Here is an 18,424-nt window from a genome sequence, read left to right on the forward strand (position 1 = left end):
TTGATTTTTAGTTTGATTCATATCAAATCATCTATTTCCCCAAAAGAGCGCATCATTTTCACTCTTATATAGGAGTCCTAATATAGACCCTAAAAGTACTAACAATACAATGCTAGGCTGAGCACCAAATAGGATTAAGCCAACCATTAATCCCAACACACCTCCCAAGGTACAAGCAATAAAGCGTCCAGTGTTATTCCCTCTGCTAATGATATAAATCATAGGAATAGCAATTGTAATTCGCATAGCCGCACCAACGATGGTAATATCAACAATACTTTGCCAAACAAAAGCAATCCCTGTTGCAAGCAATACTACCAAAACGGTAATCCAACGTGTATTTTGTACTTTGTTGGGAGCATTAGGAGCTAGTGTTAAACTAGTATGAGAAGCTACCGCAAAAATATTTGTATCGGCAGAACTCATAAGTCCTGCAAAAAACAACACTAATAAAACAGGGTAAAAACTCGGCGACAGCAAGTTTTGCATGGCATATATAAAGGCATTATCATAATCCAACGCATTATTTTGTTTTAGTGCGGCCAATCCAACAAACATTAGTAAAAAAACAATGATTATAATGGGAATAAGCGCCCAACTCATTCCGCGTTTGGCAGCTTGAACGTCCTTCGCAGCATAACAAAGTTGATAACGATCTGCCAAACCAAATACCGACAAACTTCCATAAAGCATCAACCCAATAATATCTTTAGTCTTTACAGGCTCTAAAGGTGGAGTTGCGATTAATTCAGGAATCGAAAACTGATCGTTGGATAAGACACTGTACACAATAATTCCTAATAAAATTAGAATAATAATGCTTTGAAATACATCTGTGATAATAACAGCCTTAAATCCAGAGAAAAGAATGTACAGAAGTACAATAGAGGCCGTAAAAATTAGAGCTACTTCGTAAGTGAGTAAATCAAAATAGGCGATTACTTTTGCTCCCCCAACTAACGATAATAGAATCCAAAAAAACTGTATACTAATAGTAATCCCATTAGTTAGCAAACTAGTCGTATTGTTGTTGGTGATAAAACGCACTAGATCTCCTTGGGTATAAAATTGCTGCCCAATCGTAGAAAATTGTTTTATTTTAGGAGCTGCCCAAAAGGCAAAGACGCTATATCCCACTACTACTCCTAAAATTAATGGAATAACGCCCCAAGGACCAAATTTATAGGTGTAACTAGTGTAAGTAATAAATGTACTAACTCCTACAGCACCTGCAAATTTAGAGGCTAAAATATTAAATTCATTGCGATCTCTTCCAGAAATTAAATAGTCTTCATCAGAGCCATTTTTGGAGTAAAAATAGGAAATACCAATAATTAGAATGACATATATACTGATAAAAATATAGATTTCCATTGTCGTGTTTTTATAGGGAATATTATTGATTCGTTCGTCTATTGTAAATTGTATTGGCTTAACAATCAGAATTAGTTTTTGTAAAAACTAAAAAAATAACAAACGATCAATTGATAACGCACAAATGTATCTAATTTATTCTAATTAGACAAAAAAATGCGCAGCCCACCACAGACTGCGCACAACATTAAGAACCTTCCTAAAACACTATAATTCTTTATATTTTTATAATACAGTTGAACACTGTGCTATTAGACACTAATTTTGTCAGTCAATAATTAACGTCTAATAACTCCATTATTCTTCTCTTGTTTTTAATTTGACAACAATATCTTTGGGCTGCCCTCTTCGATTGACCGTTACAACAATGTCATCTCCTGGATTTTTACTTCCAATTTGTTCTTGCAATTTAGGAACAGAGGAAGTTTGAATTCCATTGATTCTTGTAATAACATCTCCTGTATTTAATTCAGACTGAATCGCAGCTCCTCCTTCTATCAATTCACTGACATAGACCCCTTCTGTTACAGCCAAATCTAACTCTTTAGCCATATCACTATCCACACTTTGAATCATAATACCTAAAAACGCTCGTTTTACTTCACCATGATCTATTAGGTCTTGCATGACTTTTTTTACTAAATTAATAGGCACTGCAAAAGAATAACCAGCATAGGTTCCAGAAGGTGCATAGATTGCTGTATTGATCCCAATTAATTTGCCATCAGCATTCACCAATGCACCACCGCTATTTCCTGGATTGACAGCAGCATCCGTTTGAATAAAAGACTCAATGCTGTATTGTCCATTTAGGATACTAATATCTCTTCCTTTGGCACTAATAATTCCTGCGGTGACTGTTGAGCTCAACTCAAATGGATTTCCGATTGCTAACACCCATTCTCCTACCCTTGCTTCATCAGAATTAGCTAAGTCAATAACAGGTAAATTATCTCCTGTAATTTTTAGGACAGCGAGATCTGTAGAAGGATCTGTCCCCATTACTTCTGCCTCAAACTTTCTATTATCACTTAACAAGACATCTACTTTGGTAGCATCCTTAATAACATGATTATTGGTAACGATATAACCTTTTTCGCTAATAATAACCCCCGATCCTGTAGATTTGGAGGGACCTGGACTGCCAAAAAACTGGTAATACCTTCGTTCTCTTTCATTTCTAGCTCGGTGTTCCGTAATTGATGTAATATTAACAACAGCGGGCATAGCACGGTCAGCCGCATCAGCAAAACTTTCAGGACGCCCTAACGTTCCTTGGTTGTGCACCAATTTCTGTGCTGCTGGTTGTTGTACAACGGGTTGTTGTTCTGTCGAAACTTGAATGGTTTGTACATCTGTTGGAGGATTTAGTAGATAGGAACCTCCCAATGCCATAGCACCTCCCATAGCACTAGCTAAAACTAAAGAAACTAAGTTATTTTTCATATATCTCCTATTTATTGTGTGTATGTAGTATTAACGTTCTTGTATACGCTGAAACAAAATAAGTTATCGGACAATTGTTTGTCGGTTTTAAACTATGATTACAAACAATTTCAATTCACCAACTATTATTTTACTAGCGTATTCTTTTTGAATTACACTACTATAAACGCCACTTTTTAAATCAGAGTTGTTTTTCTATATGAGATTAACAAGATTTTAAGTTTGTTAGCGTAAAATGATATTTTTTAGTTCATCGTGTACTATTGGCACTAGCAAAACACAAAGACACAAAACACTCATTATCAGAAACAAAAATAGCATTCTCTAGTACTTTATTCTTTTATCCCATTCATTATTGCTGCTCAAAATGTTAAGAATTTTTAAGAATTAGGTCGGCAAATTGGGGCTTATTTCCATATAATATTTATCCAATCCTTCTCCAAAGCCGTTTGGTGTGACCTCCTTGGTAACAAAACCCATTTTCTCATAAAAGGGAGCCGTGTGCTGCGAGGTATCTATCATATAAATATGCCCAGGAAACTCTGCCTTCATTTTTTTTATTCGGAAAGTAGTCAATTGGCTACCAATACCTGTTCCATGTAATTGCGCCTCAACCATTCCCCACGATAGTCCCGCTTTATTCCGCTCATCGTCATAAAAATAACCGCCACAAGCAACTACTTGATGATCTTTCAAAGCAACAAAGTAACGACCATCCAACGCTTGTTTCTCCAACCATTTATCAAAATCATTAAATTCCTCCAACAAGAAATATTTCGGCATATTACTTTTAAAAATAGATAAGCAAGCTGCTTTGTGTTCAAGTGTATATGTTTCTATAGTAATCATAATGTATCCAAAGTTGAATCCTTAACTACGCTTTTACACTGTAATCGTGGATTATAATAAAAAGAAAAACCTACCTAGACGAAACTGCTTAGGTAGGTTTTTAGTTCCTAAAATTCGGAAACTAGTTGTTTAAATTAGTAGTTAGCTGCGCTGCTACTTCGTGGTCGTTGATTAGATCGCTGCTAAATTTTTGGCAACTTCTTCCCAGTTGATTAAGTTAAAAAAGGCATTGATATAATCCCCTCTTCTATTTTGATAATTTAAATAGTAAGCATGTTCCCATACATCCAAACCAAGTATGGGCGTCCCTACTTGTCCGACTATATTAGACATCAACGGATTGTCTTGGTTGGCGGTATCTGTCACCGCCAATTTGCCACTAGGTTCTTGAATCAACCAAGCCCATCCAGAACCAAATCGCGTTTTGGCAGCATCTTTAAATTCGTTGGAGAAGTTTTCAAATGTACCAAAATATTGTGTGATGGCATCTGCCAAATCACCAGTAGGTTCACCACCTTTATTAGGACCAATTACTTTCCAAAATAAGCTATGGTTATAGTAACCACCACCGTTATTACGAAGCCCTAAATCTGTCTCATTATCTTGAATTCCTGCCAAAATTTCCTTCAATGATTTTCCTGCCCATTGAGAACCTTCTAATGCCTTGTTAAATTTCTTGGTATATCCCGCATGATGTTTGTCATGATGAATTTCCATTGTTCGAGCATCAATATGAGGCTCTAAGGCATCGAATGCATAGCCCAACTCTGGCAATTCAAAAACCGTCGTTTTTTCAGGCTCTTTCTCCTTAGGTGTTTCTTGTTCTTGATCAGGTGTATTGTTATCACATCCTACTAATGGAGCCATAAAAGCCCCCATTGTTAGCATGGCACTAGTTCTTAAAAATTCGCGTTTTTTCATAATTAGGTATAGATTAGTATGGTAAATATCTTTATCAATGAATCAATTTACTTTCCAAGCAATTTCGATCACTAAAGATAGCGAAGGATATAAAAATATGAAACTAAAACAAAGAAAGATTGAATTGTGTTTTAGTTTATGAAATAAATTTTAGAATTAGCTGCTAAATGTCTCTCAATGTTTGGGCAATAACGAAAAGCTAAGTTACATGAAGATTTATTAAAAAGTTGAAAGCAGTTTTTGTACCTTTAAGCGGTCAGCTATGTAATCATATTAACCAATTCATCATAGTAGTTTATTTGTATCTAATAATTAAAACACAATATATAAATAAACTATATTTTCAAAGAACCAATAAAAACTACTCAGAAGAGCTAACGAATGTTAAAAGACAACAAAATTCAAAACTTAATTAAGGAAGAATGGAATCGCCAAAGTGCGGGAATTGAATTAATTGCTTCTGAAAATATTGTTAGTAAGCAAGTCATGGAAACAATGGGCACTTGTTTAACTAATAAATATGCTGAAGGATACCCTGGGAAGCGATATTATGGTGGTTGTGAAGTCGTTGACAAAATCGAACAGTTGGCAATCGATAGAGCTTGCGAATTGTATGGGGCTGAATATGCAAATGTACAACCTCATTCAGGTGCTCAAGCCAATGCAGCAGTTTATTTGATGGCATTAAACCCTGGCGATAAAGTATTAGGGTTTGATTTGGCACATGGAGGACATTTGACACATGGCTCTCCTGCTAACTTCTCTGGAAAAATTTACCAGCCTTTCTTTTATGGTGTTGAAGAAGAAACAGGGCGTATTAACATGGATCGAGTAGCTGAAATTGCGAAAAAAGAACGCCCTCAGATGATTGTTTGTGGGGCATCGGCTTACTCTAGAGAATGGGAATACGAGCGTTTTAGAGAGATTGCTGACGAAGTTGGTGCTTTTCTATGGTGTGATATGGCGCACCCTGCGGGATTAATCGCAGCAGGTTTGCTAAAAAATCCCTTAGAATATTGTCATGTTGTTACTACTACGACACACAAAACGTTAAGAGGTCCTAGAGGAGGGATGATTTTGGCAGGTAAAGATATTGAAAATCCGTTTAACATTCGTTGGAAGAAAAGTGGCAATCTTAAGAAGATTAGCACATTGCTCAATGGAGCTGTCTTTCCTGGAATACAAGGGGGACCTTTAGAGCATATTATTGCAGCCAAAGCAGTAGCATTTCACGAAGCATTACAACCTGAGTTTATCAATTATCAAAAACAAGTGATTGCCAACGCTCAAGTAATGGCAAATGCTTTTGTTGAAAAAGGGTACAAAGTCATTTCTGGTGGAACAGAAAATCATTTGATGTTATTGGACTTAAGAGCGAAAGGTGTTACTGGAAAAGATGCTGAAAACACCTTGATCAAAGCAGATATTACAGTAAATAAAAATATGGTTCCTTTTGACACGGAATCTCCTTTTGTTACTTCGGGAATGCGTGTTGGAACTTCGGCTATTACTACACGTGGCTTCAAAGAAGCTGATTGTCTAAAAACTGTTGAGTGGATAGACCGTGTGCTAACAAATATCAATGATGAAGATACGATTAGCCAAGTCCGTTCTGAGATCAACGAATATATGGCTAACTTTCCATTATTTGCCTCCAATGAGGCAGAAATGATTGTTGAAAATATTATGTAAGTATCAAAGAATTGCGTTGATTAAATAGTTCGCTATACTAGTGCGTATAGCGAGCTATTATCATAAATAAGCAATTTATTAATTGCCACTTTTTCGTCCTAGATTAGCTTATAATCGCAGGAATTTAAATGTAATGCTATCTTTCCAATTCATACCAACCAATAAAACAAACTTATTGGTCGACAACTAATTTTGTTTTATTGCTATGAAATTGTGCTAAACAAAAATAATTATGATAAAAAAACACATTCCCAATACTGTTACTTTGTCCAACCTATTGTGTGGTTGTTTGGCTTTGATTAGTATCTTTACCAATCAATTAGAGATGGTTCCTTTTTTCATTGCGGTAAGTTTGTTAGCTGATTATTTTGATGGACTTTTGGCACGTTTACTCAAAGTAAATTCTCCTATGGGAAGAGAACTAGACTCATTAGCAGATATGGTATCGTTTGGGGTTGTTCCAGGAGCAATGTTGTATTATTTGATTAATCAAGCAAACGGAATAGCAGGAATAGATTTTGGAGACACGTCTACATTGGTTGGATTAGTTGGCTTCTTAGTCACCTTATTTTCTTGTATTCGATTGGCAAAATTTAACTTAGATACTAGACAAACAGAAGGATTTGTTGGGCTTAATACTCCAGCTTGCACTATCTTTGTACTTGGTTTATTATTGATTACGTTAGGAAATTTATATGGGATGCGAAATGTTGTGCTTAACGAGGTCTTTCTATATAGTATTTCTGCTATATTATCGTATCTTTTAATTGCAGAAATCCCTATGTTTAGTTTTAAATTTAAATCCTTAGAACTTAAAGGGAACAAAATTAGAGTCTCCTTTATTGTTGTTTCTATACTGTGTTTTTGCTTGTTTAAGTTTGGAGCCGCATTAAGTTTGATTATTTTATTTTACATTTTAATTTCAATTGTATTGTGGATGGGTGGAATGTTGAAAAGAGAAAAAAGAGAATTTTAGAATATGCACTCTTCTTGCCCAATAATGTCCTTACTTTGTCATCTCATGTTGTTTTTCCTCCTATAGAATCTCATTCACTTCGTTTACCCAAATGTAACTTTCATTAGTTGAAACGTCACTTTCATTAGTTGAAATGCACCTTTCGTATTTTAGGCTTGCTTTCTGTGCAGCTTTGATTTATATTTGTATTAACCAATTAGAACAAAATAATATAAAATATTTCGTTCAGTCCCCTTATAAGGTTACTAACAAAACTAAACTCCGAAACTGACTAAATTTTAGAACCTTTATTACTTGCAAATACCATGAAAACCAAGCTAAACTTTTGCAAAAAATAAAGAACTAAACCTACCCTATTTTTTTTGTACCCTAATGAATTCTATGAGTCTTTCTCATTTGTAATGATGAGTTCAAGCCACCTGTAATGAGGTGGTTTTTCTGTTTGAATACCTCTCGATTACTCATAATGTTGCTTCATCAAGCCAAGTTTATAAAATAACTGCTAATTAACCTCGTAAAGAACATCCACTGTTTTGTTAAAAGCATGGTTTACGGCATAACATTTAGACTCTGCATTATAAAATCTAAACGTATCTCCTACTTTTGTTTGCTGAATAATTTTGAGTAATTCACCTTCAAAATCTCCTCCTTGATTCACATAAAACGTCCTTGTTTTTCCTCCTTTAGGGGTATAATCTACACTACATTGCCATGTATAACAAGTAGATTGAAAATCATACGGGCTCAAGCTTGAGTATAGTTTTTTCTGAATCCTCATCGTATCAGCTTTTATATACCTCGTTTTTTGCTCTGTAAATATATTTGAAAGAGAAGGAAAAGTTGGTAAATTCTTTAATTCTCGTATATAAAATGAAACTGGAGAGCCGACTTGTTGTCGAGATTGGGCATGTATCAACTCTACACGAACAATCGTATCTTCTTGACTAGGAAGAATAGACCAAGCCCCCATATTACCACTTCGCTTTTCTAGTTTCACAGGATTTCCAGCTTGATTACGGGCATTTGCTCTTAGCATCCAAAAAGGAAATTCATTAGACACGAAATCCAATTTATTCAATTGATATCGATATAAAATTCTGTTGTTTTGTGAGGAGATAGAGGTCATTTTATCTTTAGTTTCAAATAGAAACCTTTTTTCTAATGTATCAACTGTTTTCGAGATAGGATTTTCATAAATAACCTGCGCGGTATACGCTCTCTGACCAATGAATTTAGGAGTTGTCTTAAATGTTCCTATCCCCTCTTTTAAGGGAATCTCTTCATCATTGACTTTTATTTGATGAATGGTGATACCACTCAGAATTTTTAGACCAATCTCTGAACGAAACTCATTCCCTTTTATAATTGATGGAGCAAGAGGACATGAATAAATATCCAACGCTAGGTTTGGAAAATTGGTCAAGAGGGCTAAACTATCTATTTTTTGTTGCAAAGCTTGAATGTGTATTTCCTTTGCTTGCAATTCAAATTTCAACTTTCTAGCTTCATTCTGCTCTGTTGCTGAATAAAACGTTAGTGTCAACAAAATCATCAATGGCACACTATATATTAATCGATTCATGTCAAATTCAATTTTTAATAGTTTATCAAGTTACAAAGTAATTGCCTTGGAGGTGTATTAAATAAAAATTAACTTTTTGGTTTAAAAAAATAGTTATACTAGAGGTTAAACAACAAAAAAGTTATACATTTAAAAAATAAATACAAAACCACCAGCCTTAATCATGTCTGGCATAGCAATTTTTAACAATAGCTATTACCCTCTATTTATCAAGTATTTTGACAATAACAAACTCAACAGCGATAACTAGTTGGCTTTTTTTTATTATTAGTTTGAAACCCTACATAAAAACTTAGAAAAAACTAAGACGAGTTCTTTGAAAATATGAGAGAAAAGACGAAAGGGATTTCCCTTTCAATAAAATAATGAACTAATTTTAAGCCCAATGTAAAAATTGAAAACTGTTGATTTTGTTTTTCTTGAACTTTCTTTTTTACTGGACTGTTTTGATGTAAAGCACCAAATCCCATAATAAAACAAAAAGCTAATGCACCAACAATCAACAGATTAAATATGTCATAAGCTTCCTTTAATCTTGTTTTATGCATATTAAATCCTCTTGATTTGAAATCTTTGAACATGGTTTCAATTGAAAAACGCAGTTCATATTGCCTTATAATTTCAAAGGGGTCATCTAGATTACTAATCAAAAATATTGGCTCATCATATTTAGGATCATGCCAATGCAGAAAATTTACATCTTGAATTTTCTCTTTAGAAAACTCAACAGATGGGATAAACAAAAATGTTTCTCCATCTGGTACTTTTGTAAATCGAGGTTTAAAACAGTCTCCTTGCTCATGTAAAATTGTATTCTTGGCTGTTCTTACAGCATATTTCCAGCCTAACTTTAGGCGACATAATTGCTGTATAGATGCTCCATCAAACTCTCCATCTCCTAATAAAGTCACTTTAGTTTGAGTAAAAAGAATCGGTTTTAAGATTTCGGCTGCTTGTTGAATAATGTCTAAATGCATTTGTTGGGGGAAATGTCCTTTACGCCCTTTTCTGATTACCCAACAAATAGGAATACTACGTTTTTTCCAAGCTAGACTGACAACAAGAGCGACATGTTTACTTCCCATTTGACTCCCATCTATTACTAAACTAATGTCTTGATTATTATTCTTTTTGGATAAAGCAAAACGTAAAAATGCAATTAGAAAGGGAAGATAATGTACCTTGTAATCTGTCCACTTATTTGACAGAAATCGTTTGGCATGAACAACTCGACTTGCGGCATCTATATCTTGAGGTAAACCACTACCTATATCTGGCAAATGGCTACTTTTTCGTTTAATCATTCCTGTCACTAAGCCACACAAAGTGTTCAAACGGCTTAGTGCATGCCCCGATGGCTCTTGCTGATATAGACTTTTTAAACTATCTTTGACTTGTGAAAAAATCGTTTTTTTTCATATTGACAGGTTTTGTTTGATATTCGCATTACAAATATGACCTGTCTTTTTCTTTTCTCTACCTAATTTTCAAAAAACTTCTTCTTTTCTTTTTATGTAGGGTTTCAAAATTATTAGCAACATTGCTTGATATAATTATTTCTTTTAAAATTAATTTATTAAAACTATAAAATCATTATTTATGCAATCAAACATCACAGAAAATCCCCCACTTTCATTGGCTCATAAAGTACTAATTACGTTAGGTAAATTAGCGCAAAGAGCAGATGTTTCTGTTGATATTCGTACCTCTTTTAATGAATCATTATCTGAAAAGTGGATTCAAAAGTTACCAAGTGATATGGCTGCCTTTTTCCGCCAAATCAATGGTATATATTATGCTTGGTCTTTTTTGGACGAACAGACGATTCAAGGCATCTATTTCCATCACCTACAAGAGAATGGGAAAAAAATTGTCAATCAAAAAACAGGATTTTTTAGCTTGCCCTGTTTTAGCACCACGGGAAAAGTGGCTAAAGAACTGCCACTTCTAGATCAAAATGGTGCTAAATGGAAAACAAAAGGAGAAGCAATCTTTTTCGAAGGAACACAAGACTCCAAAGGAACATTTTTATTTATAGACAAAACAGGGGAAGAAACTATTTACGACTGGAGCAATGACGGTGAGGCGCTCAAAATTGCAGACTCTTTTTCAGAATATATAGAACAATGTATCCGTAATAATTTTGCAGGTTCTGCTAGTAATATTTTAGAGCGACTCAACGAATCTACTAAGTTGCGAACACCTTTTGAAGTTTCGATTGAGGCAATTGAGTCAATTGACCATAGTGTATTGCTTGAATACAACGGTAATAAATTGTTTTCAAAACACTTTGATGCAATTATGAAAGCCTTTGGTCGTAAAGAAAGAGCCGCTAAGCATTCCAATACTAAAGGTGCTGTTTTCTCAGAGTTGTTTGATGACCTTGCAAGCATTACTGAAGCGCAAGCTGCTATCATCTTAGCTGGTTTTGGTTTTTCAAATGGCACAAAAGAACAATTGGTCTCTTTTTTCCATCTCAATACCGCTCTAACTCGCCTAGATATTGGACTGAAATACAAACCTACAGAGGGTATTCCCAATGCTAAGGATTATGATGGATGGAAAGATAAGCGCACTTTAGCAAGAGCTATAAGCCTTGTGCCTGAATTAAAAAAACTTATACAACAGCCCCCTTTTCATCCCGATTTAATCCCCTTTGTCCAAGAACACCACAATCATTCTTGGACTCCTTTTGTTGCTTGCATACATACAGAGCATAACAATCGCCAAAGAAAGACTGTTTTCTCCGTATTGTATCCAACTGATGTGACAACAGAACTACAAACGGGGAACAAATTCATGTCAACAGCACCTCCTGTTGTCCCTACCGTGTTTAATAAAGTTCTCCTAGAACACCCCAAACTAGTAGAAACTAATTAAATACAATTTTCAATTGCTTAAATTTTGCCAGTTAGAACCTAAATATAAAAGGCTCTAATTGGCAAAATTATACCTTAATAGCATACGAATTCAAGAGTTTTCGGAACTTTTTTTCTTCCCTTTCCCAAGTCCTATCTTTTTTTAACTTTGAAACAATGATGCATTTGGTTTTTGAATTTCCAACCTTCAATAACTCTGAGATAGCTTGGCAATTACTTTGTTTTATTAACAACAAAAACAAAATATGAGCAACTTTCATAAGCTAATTGTTGAGAGGTTACTGTATAGAGGTCACTTTTAATAAAAAATCCTTAGTAGCATGCTTCACCTGCTCGCCTTCTTCTCCCCACCAAACAAAATGCCCCCCCGCTCTTACATACATCATTTTAATAGCAGGTATCATTTTCTCAAGTCGCTGAGCATGCTCTATCGAAACATCTATATCAACGATAGAATGTACTGCAAAAGTTGGGCAAGTTATATTGGTCCAGTCAACCGTTTGCAAATTCGCAGCTTTCGCGACTTCATCCATCATACCTTCGTACAAAGCCCCCATTGGAGTCATAGATTTCACAAAAGTCATAAATTCTTTTTTACGACTCTGATTTTGAACGATTTGTTTTGCGAGTAATATTCGTTCTTGACGATCCAAGTCTGCTTCCGTTTTTAGAAATGTTTCAATTGTTTTTTTGGGAAACAATTTAGCGGAAGTAAGTAATAACCACGAAATAATATTTTTTCCACTTTTCGATAGCACCAGTCTGCCCAGTCCAGAGTTTGCAGCTTGCTCATTAATACAATATTTACCAGAAACAGAACTCCACAAAACTAAGGATTGGGTAGGATATTTTTGTGCATAATACAATGCTGACAAGCCTCCCATGGAGACTCCAAAAACATGGATTTTATCCTTAACTCCTAAATAGTTAATTACTTCATGATAAATATCTGCATGACTTTCAAGTGTATAAGAGTCTTTAATCGGCAAATCGAAATATCCAGGACGATTGATTGCTATCACTCTAAAACCTTCTGCTACCAACCACTCAAAAGCATGAACAGACATAAAGCTCGCTCCTCCCCCTGTCGAGAATAGAATAACCTCCCCATTCTTTGGACCTATTTCTGTAAATCGTACCAACCCATACTTTGTAGAAGCCACTTTGTAATCCTTGCCTTTTTTTAGTTTTGACATAACATTGCATTAGTATGTATTAATACTTATCAAACTTATTATTCTTTTTATAGTGTTTAATCATTTTTCCAAAATCTTTATCTTTTTTACGTTTTTCGGCAACAGTAGATTCATAATGTTCTCGTTCACGCTCCATTTTTAAGTAATTTTCAAAATAAGACACATCTATTGCTCCACTTTGTATCGCTAACTGAACAGCACAGCCTTTCTCAGCAGTATGCGTACAATTTGAGAATTTACAATCTTGTATTAAGTTTTGTATTTTTTCAAATGTATTTTCCAGCCCATCCAAAGCATCTGTAATACCAACTTCTCGCATACCTGGATTATCAATAAGTATAGCCCCGTTTCGCAATTGAATTAACTCCCGATGTGTTGTTACGTGTTTTCCTCTATCACTATGATTGCCAATTGTCCCTGTATTCATCAAATGCTTTCCACTTAAACTGTTTATCAACGATGACTTTCCTACTCCTGACGATCCCAAGAGGCAATAAGTTTTGCCCTCATACATAAACGCCTCCAAATGCTTCAATCCAGCTTGCGTTTCGTTGCTCACAGGAACAATAGAAACATTATCCACTCTATTTCTTATTTTTTCTAATAAATCACTCAACGTTTGTTTATCTACTAAATCAATTTTAGATATGACAATGATTGGTTCAATCTTAGAAGAATAACAAAGTGTCAAGTAGCGTTCCAATCGATTAACATTAAAATCTCTATTGACTGATTGAACAATTAATCCATAATCGATATTGGTTGCAATAATTTGCAATTCTCCAAACTTATTGACTGCTTGTCTTGAAAGAATCGAAAATCTTGGCAAAATGCTATGTATAATTACGAAATCAGCTCCTTCACTCACATTCATTAATGCCACCCAATCTCCAACGGCTGGAAAATCTTCTCGACTATTCGCAGAAAATCTTAATTTGCCTGTAATTTCAGCTTCAAATTCTCCTTTTTCATGCTTAACAATATATCGTTCTTTATGCTCAGCGATAACTCGACCAATTTCATATTCTCCAAAGTTATCATTTTCTATCCTCAATTTATCAAGATAATCCTTATATCCTAACGCTTTATTTTTCATAAAATTATATTTTAACAACGTGGCTATATTTGATTGTACACCTTGTTATGCAATTAGTTCTATACAATCATAATAGACGATTGGTAGTCAGTATTTTTTTCTATTTCCCCAATTCAACCACCTTTATCTTCTTGTTTACTAGGTTTTTGAATCGATTCAGTTCCTTATTATTGTGGATTTCATAATGCATTGGAATAGCTATTTTAGGTTGAATTTCATTTACAATTTTTGCCGCTGCTTCTCCATCCATCGTCAATCTCTCCCCTCCTATTGGTACCAAGATGACTTCAATTTTATTTAATTTTTTTATTTCTGGAATATAATCTGTATCACCTGCATGATAGATTCTTACTCCATTTTTTAATGTAAGTATATATCCTACATTTTGTTTCGATTTGGGATGTGCTTTCAGCCACAAAAAGACAGGTTTGGTGTTATAAGCAAAAACAGTATTGATGTTAAGCGTTTCAAAATTTAGTTGCTCATTAGGCTTCATTACTTGGATTTTATCAGTAATGTTTTTTAGCTTTTTAAACACTGTCACAGCGCAAATGATATGGGTATCTTTTTTTAGTAACTGTTTGATATCCTTAATAGAGAAATGATCTGGATGTGCATGAGTAATTAAAATAAAATCAGCTTTCTCTGTTGTTTCGATAGCTACAGGATCTATATAAAGAACAAAGTCATCTGTTTTTAATTGAAAACTTGATGGAAAAAAATGAGATTGATTGACTTTTATTGCTCCCCAAGTAGTTAACGTTGCCCCTTTTCCTATGCTTATTTGTTGTGGAATAGGGTTTCTCTTTTCACTTATACTTATAGTTACCATAATGTAGGTTTGGCTAATTATCTACTATTGGAAATTATTTTTATATCACAACAAAAATACAGCTCAAAAACGTAACATTTTAAACGCTACCGTCTAAAATGTTCGCTTAAAAAGCACGACCATTTTTCGAATATCCGAAAAGTATGCCTTTAACCATGATTCATTCAAGGTCTCCATTGATATTTGTAAGTAAAAGTTATCTAGCCCAAAATGCAACATCATAAGAGCTAAAGAAGTATTTTCTGATAAGGAAATGATGTTCTTCCAGATAGGAAGTAACCCTTGAGTAGAAAACTGGCTAATACGTCTAAGACACTCTTCAAATCTTAATTGCTCTCGATGGATTCTCAATTGGCGATTGAATAACAAGTCCATCTTATGCTCTAAAATAATTGCTATGAGTTCTTCCTCACTTTCTGCCTTAGATTCTTTTTCTGAAATAATCTTAGCCTGCTTCAAATGAAATTTCAACAAACTATCTATAAAAACTTCTAAGTCAACAAACAAATGATAAAATGAGGATTTATTCTTGCCGACTTTTCTTGATAATTGTTCTATTTTCAGTCCTTTTGGTCCTTCATTAGCAAAATATTGATACCCTGCTTCTAACCATTTTTTTTCTATTTCTCTCATACTAAATGCTCCCAATTTACAAGTACTTAATAACCACATAAGTTCTGCTTATCTGACTTACAACGACCCATAAACATGAGTCATCCCGAATTTTTCGGCGATGACTTTTTTTTTGGAAAAAAGATAGGAATCTACTAGATTTAATTACCACAAAAAATTAGAGATTCCTATGTATTATAATAAACTACAAGATACAGAAAATATCAATAAAGAGAATGGAGCAGGATGGACAATTTTACATCGCTCACATCAATACTTGTCTAAATTACTCTTAAAACTAGATGAAGATTTAGATAAACGTTTGGTGCGTACATTTTATAATGTATTTATAGCAGTTTTAATGTCAAGAAATCGTTCAGATGCCTTGCTATTGACCGAGTTAGGCGCCTTAGTTCTTGGTCCTAAAAAAGCTAAAGCAGGAGTAAAACGTGTGAGTAATTTATTTCGCAGTAAGAAATGGGATTACCAAATAATAGATCAACATTTAGAAGAAGAGTTTGTTGCTAGATTGGAAGATAAGCAAGAATTAGGAAAAAGTTGGTTGATGCTCTGGGATGATAGTGTACTAGAAAAGCCCGAAAGTTGGTTTAGTGAAGGGCTAAGCCCAGTACACAGTAAGAAGAGTCAACGGTTAACACGAATAAAACCAGGTTATTATGATAAGCATAAACGTATTTGTGTTCCTGGATTTGAGTGGTCGGGTGCAGTTTTAACCTCCTTGCATGCGAAGGAAGTTCCTCAAATATCTAAAATGCGTTGGTTTGCCACAAGAGGTAAACATAAAGAGGAAAGTTCGGAGATATTTTATCGGATGTTTAATGCTCTAAATAAACGTGTAGCATCTACACAAGCGGATGTGCTTCATGTCTTTGATAGAGGTTATGCCAATGGTGTTTTTGTAGAACGTATGCTCAACTTTAAAGCAAAGTTTCTAGTTCGTTGGAAAAAGCTTAATAATTTGATTGATGAAAATGGAGTGAAGAAAAATACCTATCGTCTTTCTCTGGGACAAAAAGCTAAGGATCATCGCCTAATATGGGATAATATTCGGAAAGAAACGAGAAGCGTCAAAATACTCTACCGAAAAGTAGCTCATCCATGGTTTCCCCAAACAGATTTATACCTCGTTATTGTTCGTGATAAACGCAAAGGCACTTCTCCTATGTACTTGCTAACCAATGAAGTAATTGACACTTGTGGCAAAGCATGGGAAATGTTCTATTCTTATATGAAACGATGGGATATTGAACAGGTTTTTAGATATGGAAAATCAGAGTTGGGTATGGAGTCTCCTAGGCTTTGGTTCTTTGAAAATCGTCTTAAAATGTTGATGTTAGTTACTTTGGTAATGGATTTTTTGTTTCGGATGTTGAGGAACTTTAGAGCAACTATGACTACTATCATTAATATTTGGTGTCCTAGAACAGGAAATCGGCACCGAAAGACTTCGATGCCGATTTACAGACTTAGAAAAGCCATCCATTTTATCTTAACATTTTTATTTTGTCAATGTGCTTTAGAAAATTCGGGATGACTCATGTTCATTGAGCAATCATTTCTATTAAGAGCTTTTAGGAATAAAGCAAATGTGATTTATGGGGCATTTGATACAACAGAAACCACGTAAAAGGCAATAACTAGCAAAGTAGTTCGCCTCTTAATTTTACTTTGTGGGGGGACTTAGTTAGTTTCAGCCCCCCACTTATCAACTACTTATACAAGAAAGCATCTTTAGGATTGACATAATAAATCCTTTGATCGTTATAAAGCATGTATGTTTTTCCGTAGTTTTCATGACCAGTGTAGTTTTGTGCAATGTAAAAACCTTCCCTTTTATAATTTCCTTGAGGTGTTTTCATCACTACGATAGCTTTAACAATTCGTTTGAGTGGAACATTAGTTATAGGATGTCTTTTGATTTCCCAATCTGTGGAGTTTATATAAGCATAGAGCACTTCTTCTTTCCAATGATATGCCTGAGCCGTTTTTTTGATCAGTGCCGTTGCATCATTTTTTAGCTGAGTTATTTTCATTCCTTCTGAAGGCAAGGGTTTGGCTTCTTTGATTTCTTGATTTTGCCATGTCGCCCATAAAGCATCAAACTTTTCAAAAACAACTTTAGAAGTATACGTAGGGTTCGCTTGATACTCTTTGAACTTTGAGGTATCCTTAGCTGCAATAATAAATGTCTCAGGAGTTATATTATTCATCCATGCATGCCCCTCTTTGTCATTTTTACGGTATACATTAGCCCCGATAAGAATAACCCCAGGTTCTAACACCAAACATTCAGCATTAAAATAAGACTCTGGTCCTCCTGTCATTCCCATTTTAAACAACACATTTCCCTTATCAGCAGAAGTTTTATACTGATCGGGTATCATTGCATAATTGGCATCCGAGTTAGACCAATGTATTTGCATTGTATGCTTATCTTGTGCATATTCTATAGAAAAGCCACTATAAGCTTTTGTGGTATCTCGGCTAAAATGATTGGCAGGCGGAACAACGGCATAAGAGTTTAAATAATAAAAACCCGAAAAGTCAATGTCATCCTTAAAATCTTGTCTGTACGTTCCTTTAAAAATTAATGGTCCATTATCACTCATCAAGATTCGATCCTCATCGCTATAAGGAGTTTCGTTTAACTCTTCTAAAGTTACGCGCTGGACTGTTTTCTGGTTTGATTTAGTTGTTGTTCCTCCTGAAAGGTTTTTGATGTTGTCTTTGACCTTTGTTTTAAGAAGGTTTTTAAATTGAGCATTTGCTACCATTGAACTCATTAAAAAGGCAGCAATTAAAAGAATTGATTGTTTCATTAATCTTGTGTTTTGGATTATTAATGAAACAAAGATACCTTCAAAGAAATCAACATTCAACTCAAATTAACCAATGGCAGATTTCCTTAATGAATGGCTCAAAAGACCTTATTAATCGGCTATTGATAC

The 18,424-nt window shown here is 34.6% G+C and carries 15 protein-coding genes; 4 read left to right on the top strand and 11 right to left on the bottom strand.

The genetic code is table 11. The annotated features are described in order from the left end of the window. Window positions 1–27: 27 nt before the first annotated feature. From QP953_RS20645 to QP953_RS20660, 4 genes are all read right to left on the bottom strand, one after another. Entirely contained in the window at window positions 28–1,374 is a 1,347-nt protein-coding gene (locus QP953_RS20645) for a sodium:solute symporter family transporter (protein WP_309552803.1), read from the bottom strand. 297 nt (window positions 1,375–1,671) lie between these two features. Continuing rightward, on the bottom strand, window positions 1,672–2,820 hold the full coding sequence (locus QP953_RS20650) for a S1C family serine protease (protein WP_052591882.1): 1,149 nt from the start codon (window positions 2,818–2,820) through the stop codon (window positions 1,672–1,674). Window positions 2,821–3,207: 387 nt separating this feature from the next. Continuing rightward, complete coding sequence (locus QP953_RS20655) at window positions 3,208–3,669, bottom strand: GNAT family N-acetyltransferase (RefSeq protein ID WP_052591880.1); 462 nt, start codon at window positions 3,667–3,669, stop codon at window positions 3,208–3,210. Window positions 3,670–3,840: 171 nt separating this feature from the next. Continuing rightward, the gene (locus QP953_RS20660; protein ID WP_309552805.1) at window positions 3,841–4,590 is read right to left on the bottom strand and encodes a superoxide dismutase; all 750 of its coding nucleotides are present in this window, start codon (window positions 4,588–4,590) and stop codon (window positions 3,841–3,843) included. A 381-nt stretch (window positions 4,591–4,971) separates the two neighbouring features. Here QP953_RS20660 and glyA point away from each other — a divergent pair, with 381 nt between their 5' ends. Both glyA and QP953_RS20670 read left to right on the top strand, forming a co-directional pair. Continuing rightward, window positions 4,972–6,282, top strand: coding sequence for a serine hydroxymethyltransferase (glyA, locus tag QP953_RS20665; protein ID WP_309552806.1), 1,311 nt, complete (start codon window positions 4,972–4,974; stop codon window positions 6,280–6,282). A gap of 232 nt (window positions 6,283–6,514) precedes the next feature. Next, entirely contained in the window at window positions 6,515–7,258 is a 744-nt protein-coding gene (locus QP953_RS20670; protein WP_309552808.1) for a CDP-alcohol phosphatidyltransferase family protein, read from the top strand. Between the two features lie 502 nt (window positions 7,259–7,760). Here the strand turns inward: QP953_RS20670 and QP953_RS20675 are convergent. Continuing rightward, window positions 7,761–8,840 carry a hypothetical protein gene (locus QP953_RS20675; RefSeq protein WP_309552809.1) on the bottom strand — a complete coding sequence of 360 codons (1,080 nt, stop codon included), beginning with the start codon at window positions 8,838–8,840 and terminating at the stop codon, window positions 7,761–7,763. A gap of 302 nt (window positions 8,841–9,142) precedes the next feature. Further along, the gene (locus QP953_RS20680) at window positions 9,143–10,144 is read right to left on the bottom strand and encodes a transposase (RefSeq protein ID WP_309552816.1); all 1,002 of its coding nucleotides are present in this window, start codon (window positions 10,142–10,144) and stop codon (window positions 9,143–9,145) included. 295 nt (window positions 10,145–10,439) lie between these two features. Between QP953_RS20680 and QP953_RS20685 the strand changes: the two genes are divergently transcribed. Further along, entirely contained in the window at window positions 10,440–11,720 is a 1,281-nt protein-coding gene (locus QP953_RS20685; protein WP_309552818.1) for an SMI1/KNR4 family protein, read from the top strand. Window positions 11,721–11,997: 277 nt separating this feature from the next. Here the strand turns inward: QP953_RS20685 and QP953_RS20690 are convergent, their stop codons facing one another. From QP953_RS20690 to QP953_RS20705, 4 genes are all read right to left on the bottom strand, one after another. Next, window positions 11,998–12,915 (bottom strand): alpha/beta hydrolase, encoded by a 918-nt coding sequence (locus QP953_RS20690; protein WP_309552820.1) that lies wholly within the window; start codon window positions 12,913–12,915, stop codon window positions 11,998–12,000. Between the two features lie 19 nt (window positions 12,916–12,934). Then, on the bottom strand, window positions 12,935–14,011 hold the full coding sequence (gene rsgA, locus QP953_RS20695; RefSeq protein ID WP_309552822.1) for a ribosome small subunit-dependent GTPase A: 1,077 nt from the start codon (window positions 14,009–14,011) through the stop codon (window positions 12,935–12,937). A gap of 100 nt (window positions 14,012–14,111) precedes the next feature. Next, on the bottom strand, window positions 14,112–14,843 hold the full coding sequence (locus tag QP953_RS20700; RefSeq protein ID WP_309552824.1) for an MBL fold metallo-hydrolase: 732 nt from the start codon (window positions 14,841–14,843) through the stop codon (window positions 14,112–14,114). Window positions 14,844–14,936: 93 nt separating this feature from the next. Beyond that, window positions 14,937–15,515, bottom strand: coding sequence for a TetR/AcrR family transcriptional regulator (locus tag QP953_RS20705; protein WP_309552826.1), 579 nt, complete (start codon window positions 15,513–15,515; stop codon window positions 14,937–14,939). 130 nt (window positions 15,516–15,645) lie between these two features. Between QP953_RS20705 and QP953_RS20710 the strand changes: the two genes are divergently transcribed. Beyond that, a complete protein-coding gene (locus QP953_RS20710) occupies window positions 15,646–17,010 on the top strand; it encodes a hypothetical protein (RefSeq protein WP_052600389.1) in 1,365 nt (454 codons plus the stop codon). Window positions 17,011–17,185: 175 nt separating this feature from the next. Here the strand turns inward: QP953_RS20710 and QP953_RS20715 are convergent, their stop codons facing one another. After that, window positions 17,186–18,295, bottom strand: coding sequence for a hypothetical protein (locus QP953_RS20715; RefSeq protein ID WP_052591864.1), 1,110 nt, complete (start codon window positions 18,293–18,295; stop codon window positions 17,186–17,188). Window positions 18,296–18,424 lie beyond the last annotated feature (129 nt).

The organism is Aureispira sp. CCB-E, from assembly GCF_031326345.1.
Taxonomy (GTDB): Bacteria; Bacteroidota; Bacteroidia; order Chitinophagales; family Saprospiraceae; genus Aureispira.

What these genes read in the sequence shown, in the direction of transcription:
- glyA (WP_309552806.1), top strand. Translation starts at nt 4,972, where the DNA reads ATGTTAAAAGACAACAAAATTCAAAACTTAATTAAGGAAGAATGGAAT.
- QP953_RS20715 (WP_052591864.1), bottom strand. Translation starts at nt 18,295, where the DNA reads ATGAAACAATCAATTCTTTTAATTGCTGCCTTTTTAATGAGTTCAATG.
- QP953_RS20655 (WP_052591880.1), bottom strand. Translation starts at nt 3,669, where the DNA reads ATGATTACTATAGAAACATATACACTTGAACACAAAGCAGCTTGCTTA.
- QP953_RS20710 (WP_052600389.1), top strand. Translation starts at nt 15,646, where the DNA reads ATGTATTATAATAAACTACAAGATACAGAAAATATCAATAAAGAGAAT.
- QP953_RS20685 (WP_309552818.1), top strand. Translation starts at nt 10,440, where the DNA reads ATGCAATCAAACATCACAGAAAATCCCCCACTTTCATTGGCTCATAAA.
- QP953_RS20700 (WP_309552824.1), bottom strand. Translation starts at nt 14,843, where the DNA reads ATGGTAACTATAAGTATAAGTGAAAAGAGAAACCCTATTCCACAACAA.
- QP953_RS20705 (WP_309552826.1), bottom strand. Translation starts at nt 15,515, where the DNA reads ATGTGGTTATTAAGTACTTGTAAATTGGGAGCATTTAGTATGAGAGAA.
- rsgA (WP_309552822.1), bottom strand. Translation starts at nt 14,011, where the DNA reads ATGAAAAATAAAGCGTTAGGATATAAGGATTATCTTGATAAATTGAGG.
- QP953_RS20670 (WP_309552808.1), top strand. Translation starts at nt 6,515, where the DNA reads ATGATAAAAAAACACATTCCCAATACTGTTACTTTGTCCAACCTATTG.
- QP953_RS20660 (WP_309552805.1), bottom strand. Translation starts at nt 4,590, where the DNA reads ATGAAAAAACGCGAATTTTTAAGAACTAGTGCCATGCTAACAATGGGG.
- QP953_RS20680 (WP_309552816.1), bottom strand. Translation starts at nt 10,144, where the DNA reads ATGATTAAACGAAAAAGTAGCCATTTGCCAGATATAGGTAGTGGTTTA.
- QP953_RS20690 (WP_309552820.1), bottom strand. Translation starts at nt 12,915, where the DNA reads ATGTCAAAACTAAAAAAAGGCAAGGATTACAAAGTGGCTTCTACAAAG.
- QP953_RS20675 (WP_309552809.1), bottom strand. Translation starts at nt 8,840, where the DNA reads ATGAATCGATTAATATATAGTGTGCCATTGATGATTTTGTTGACACTA.
- QP953_RS20650 (WP_052591882.1), bottom strand. Translation starts at nt 2,820, where the DNA reads ATGAAAAATAACTTAGTTTCTTTAGTTTTAGCTAGTGCTATGGGAGGT.
- QP953_RS20645 (WP_309552803.1), bottom strand. Translation starts at nt 1,374, where the DNA reads ATGGAAATCTATATTTTTATCAGTATATATGTCATTCTAATTATTGGT.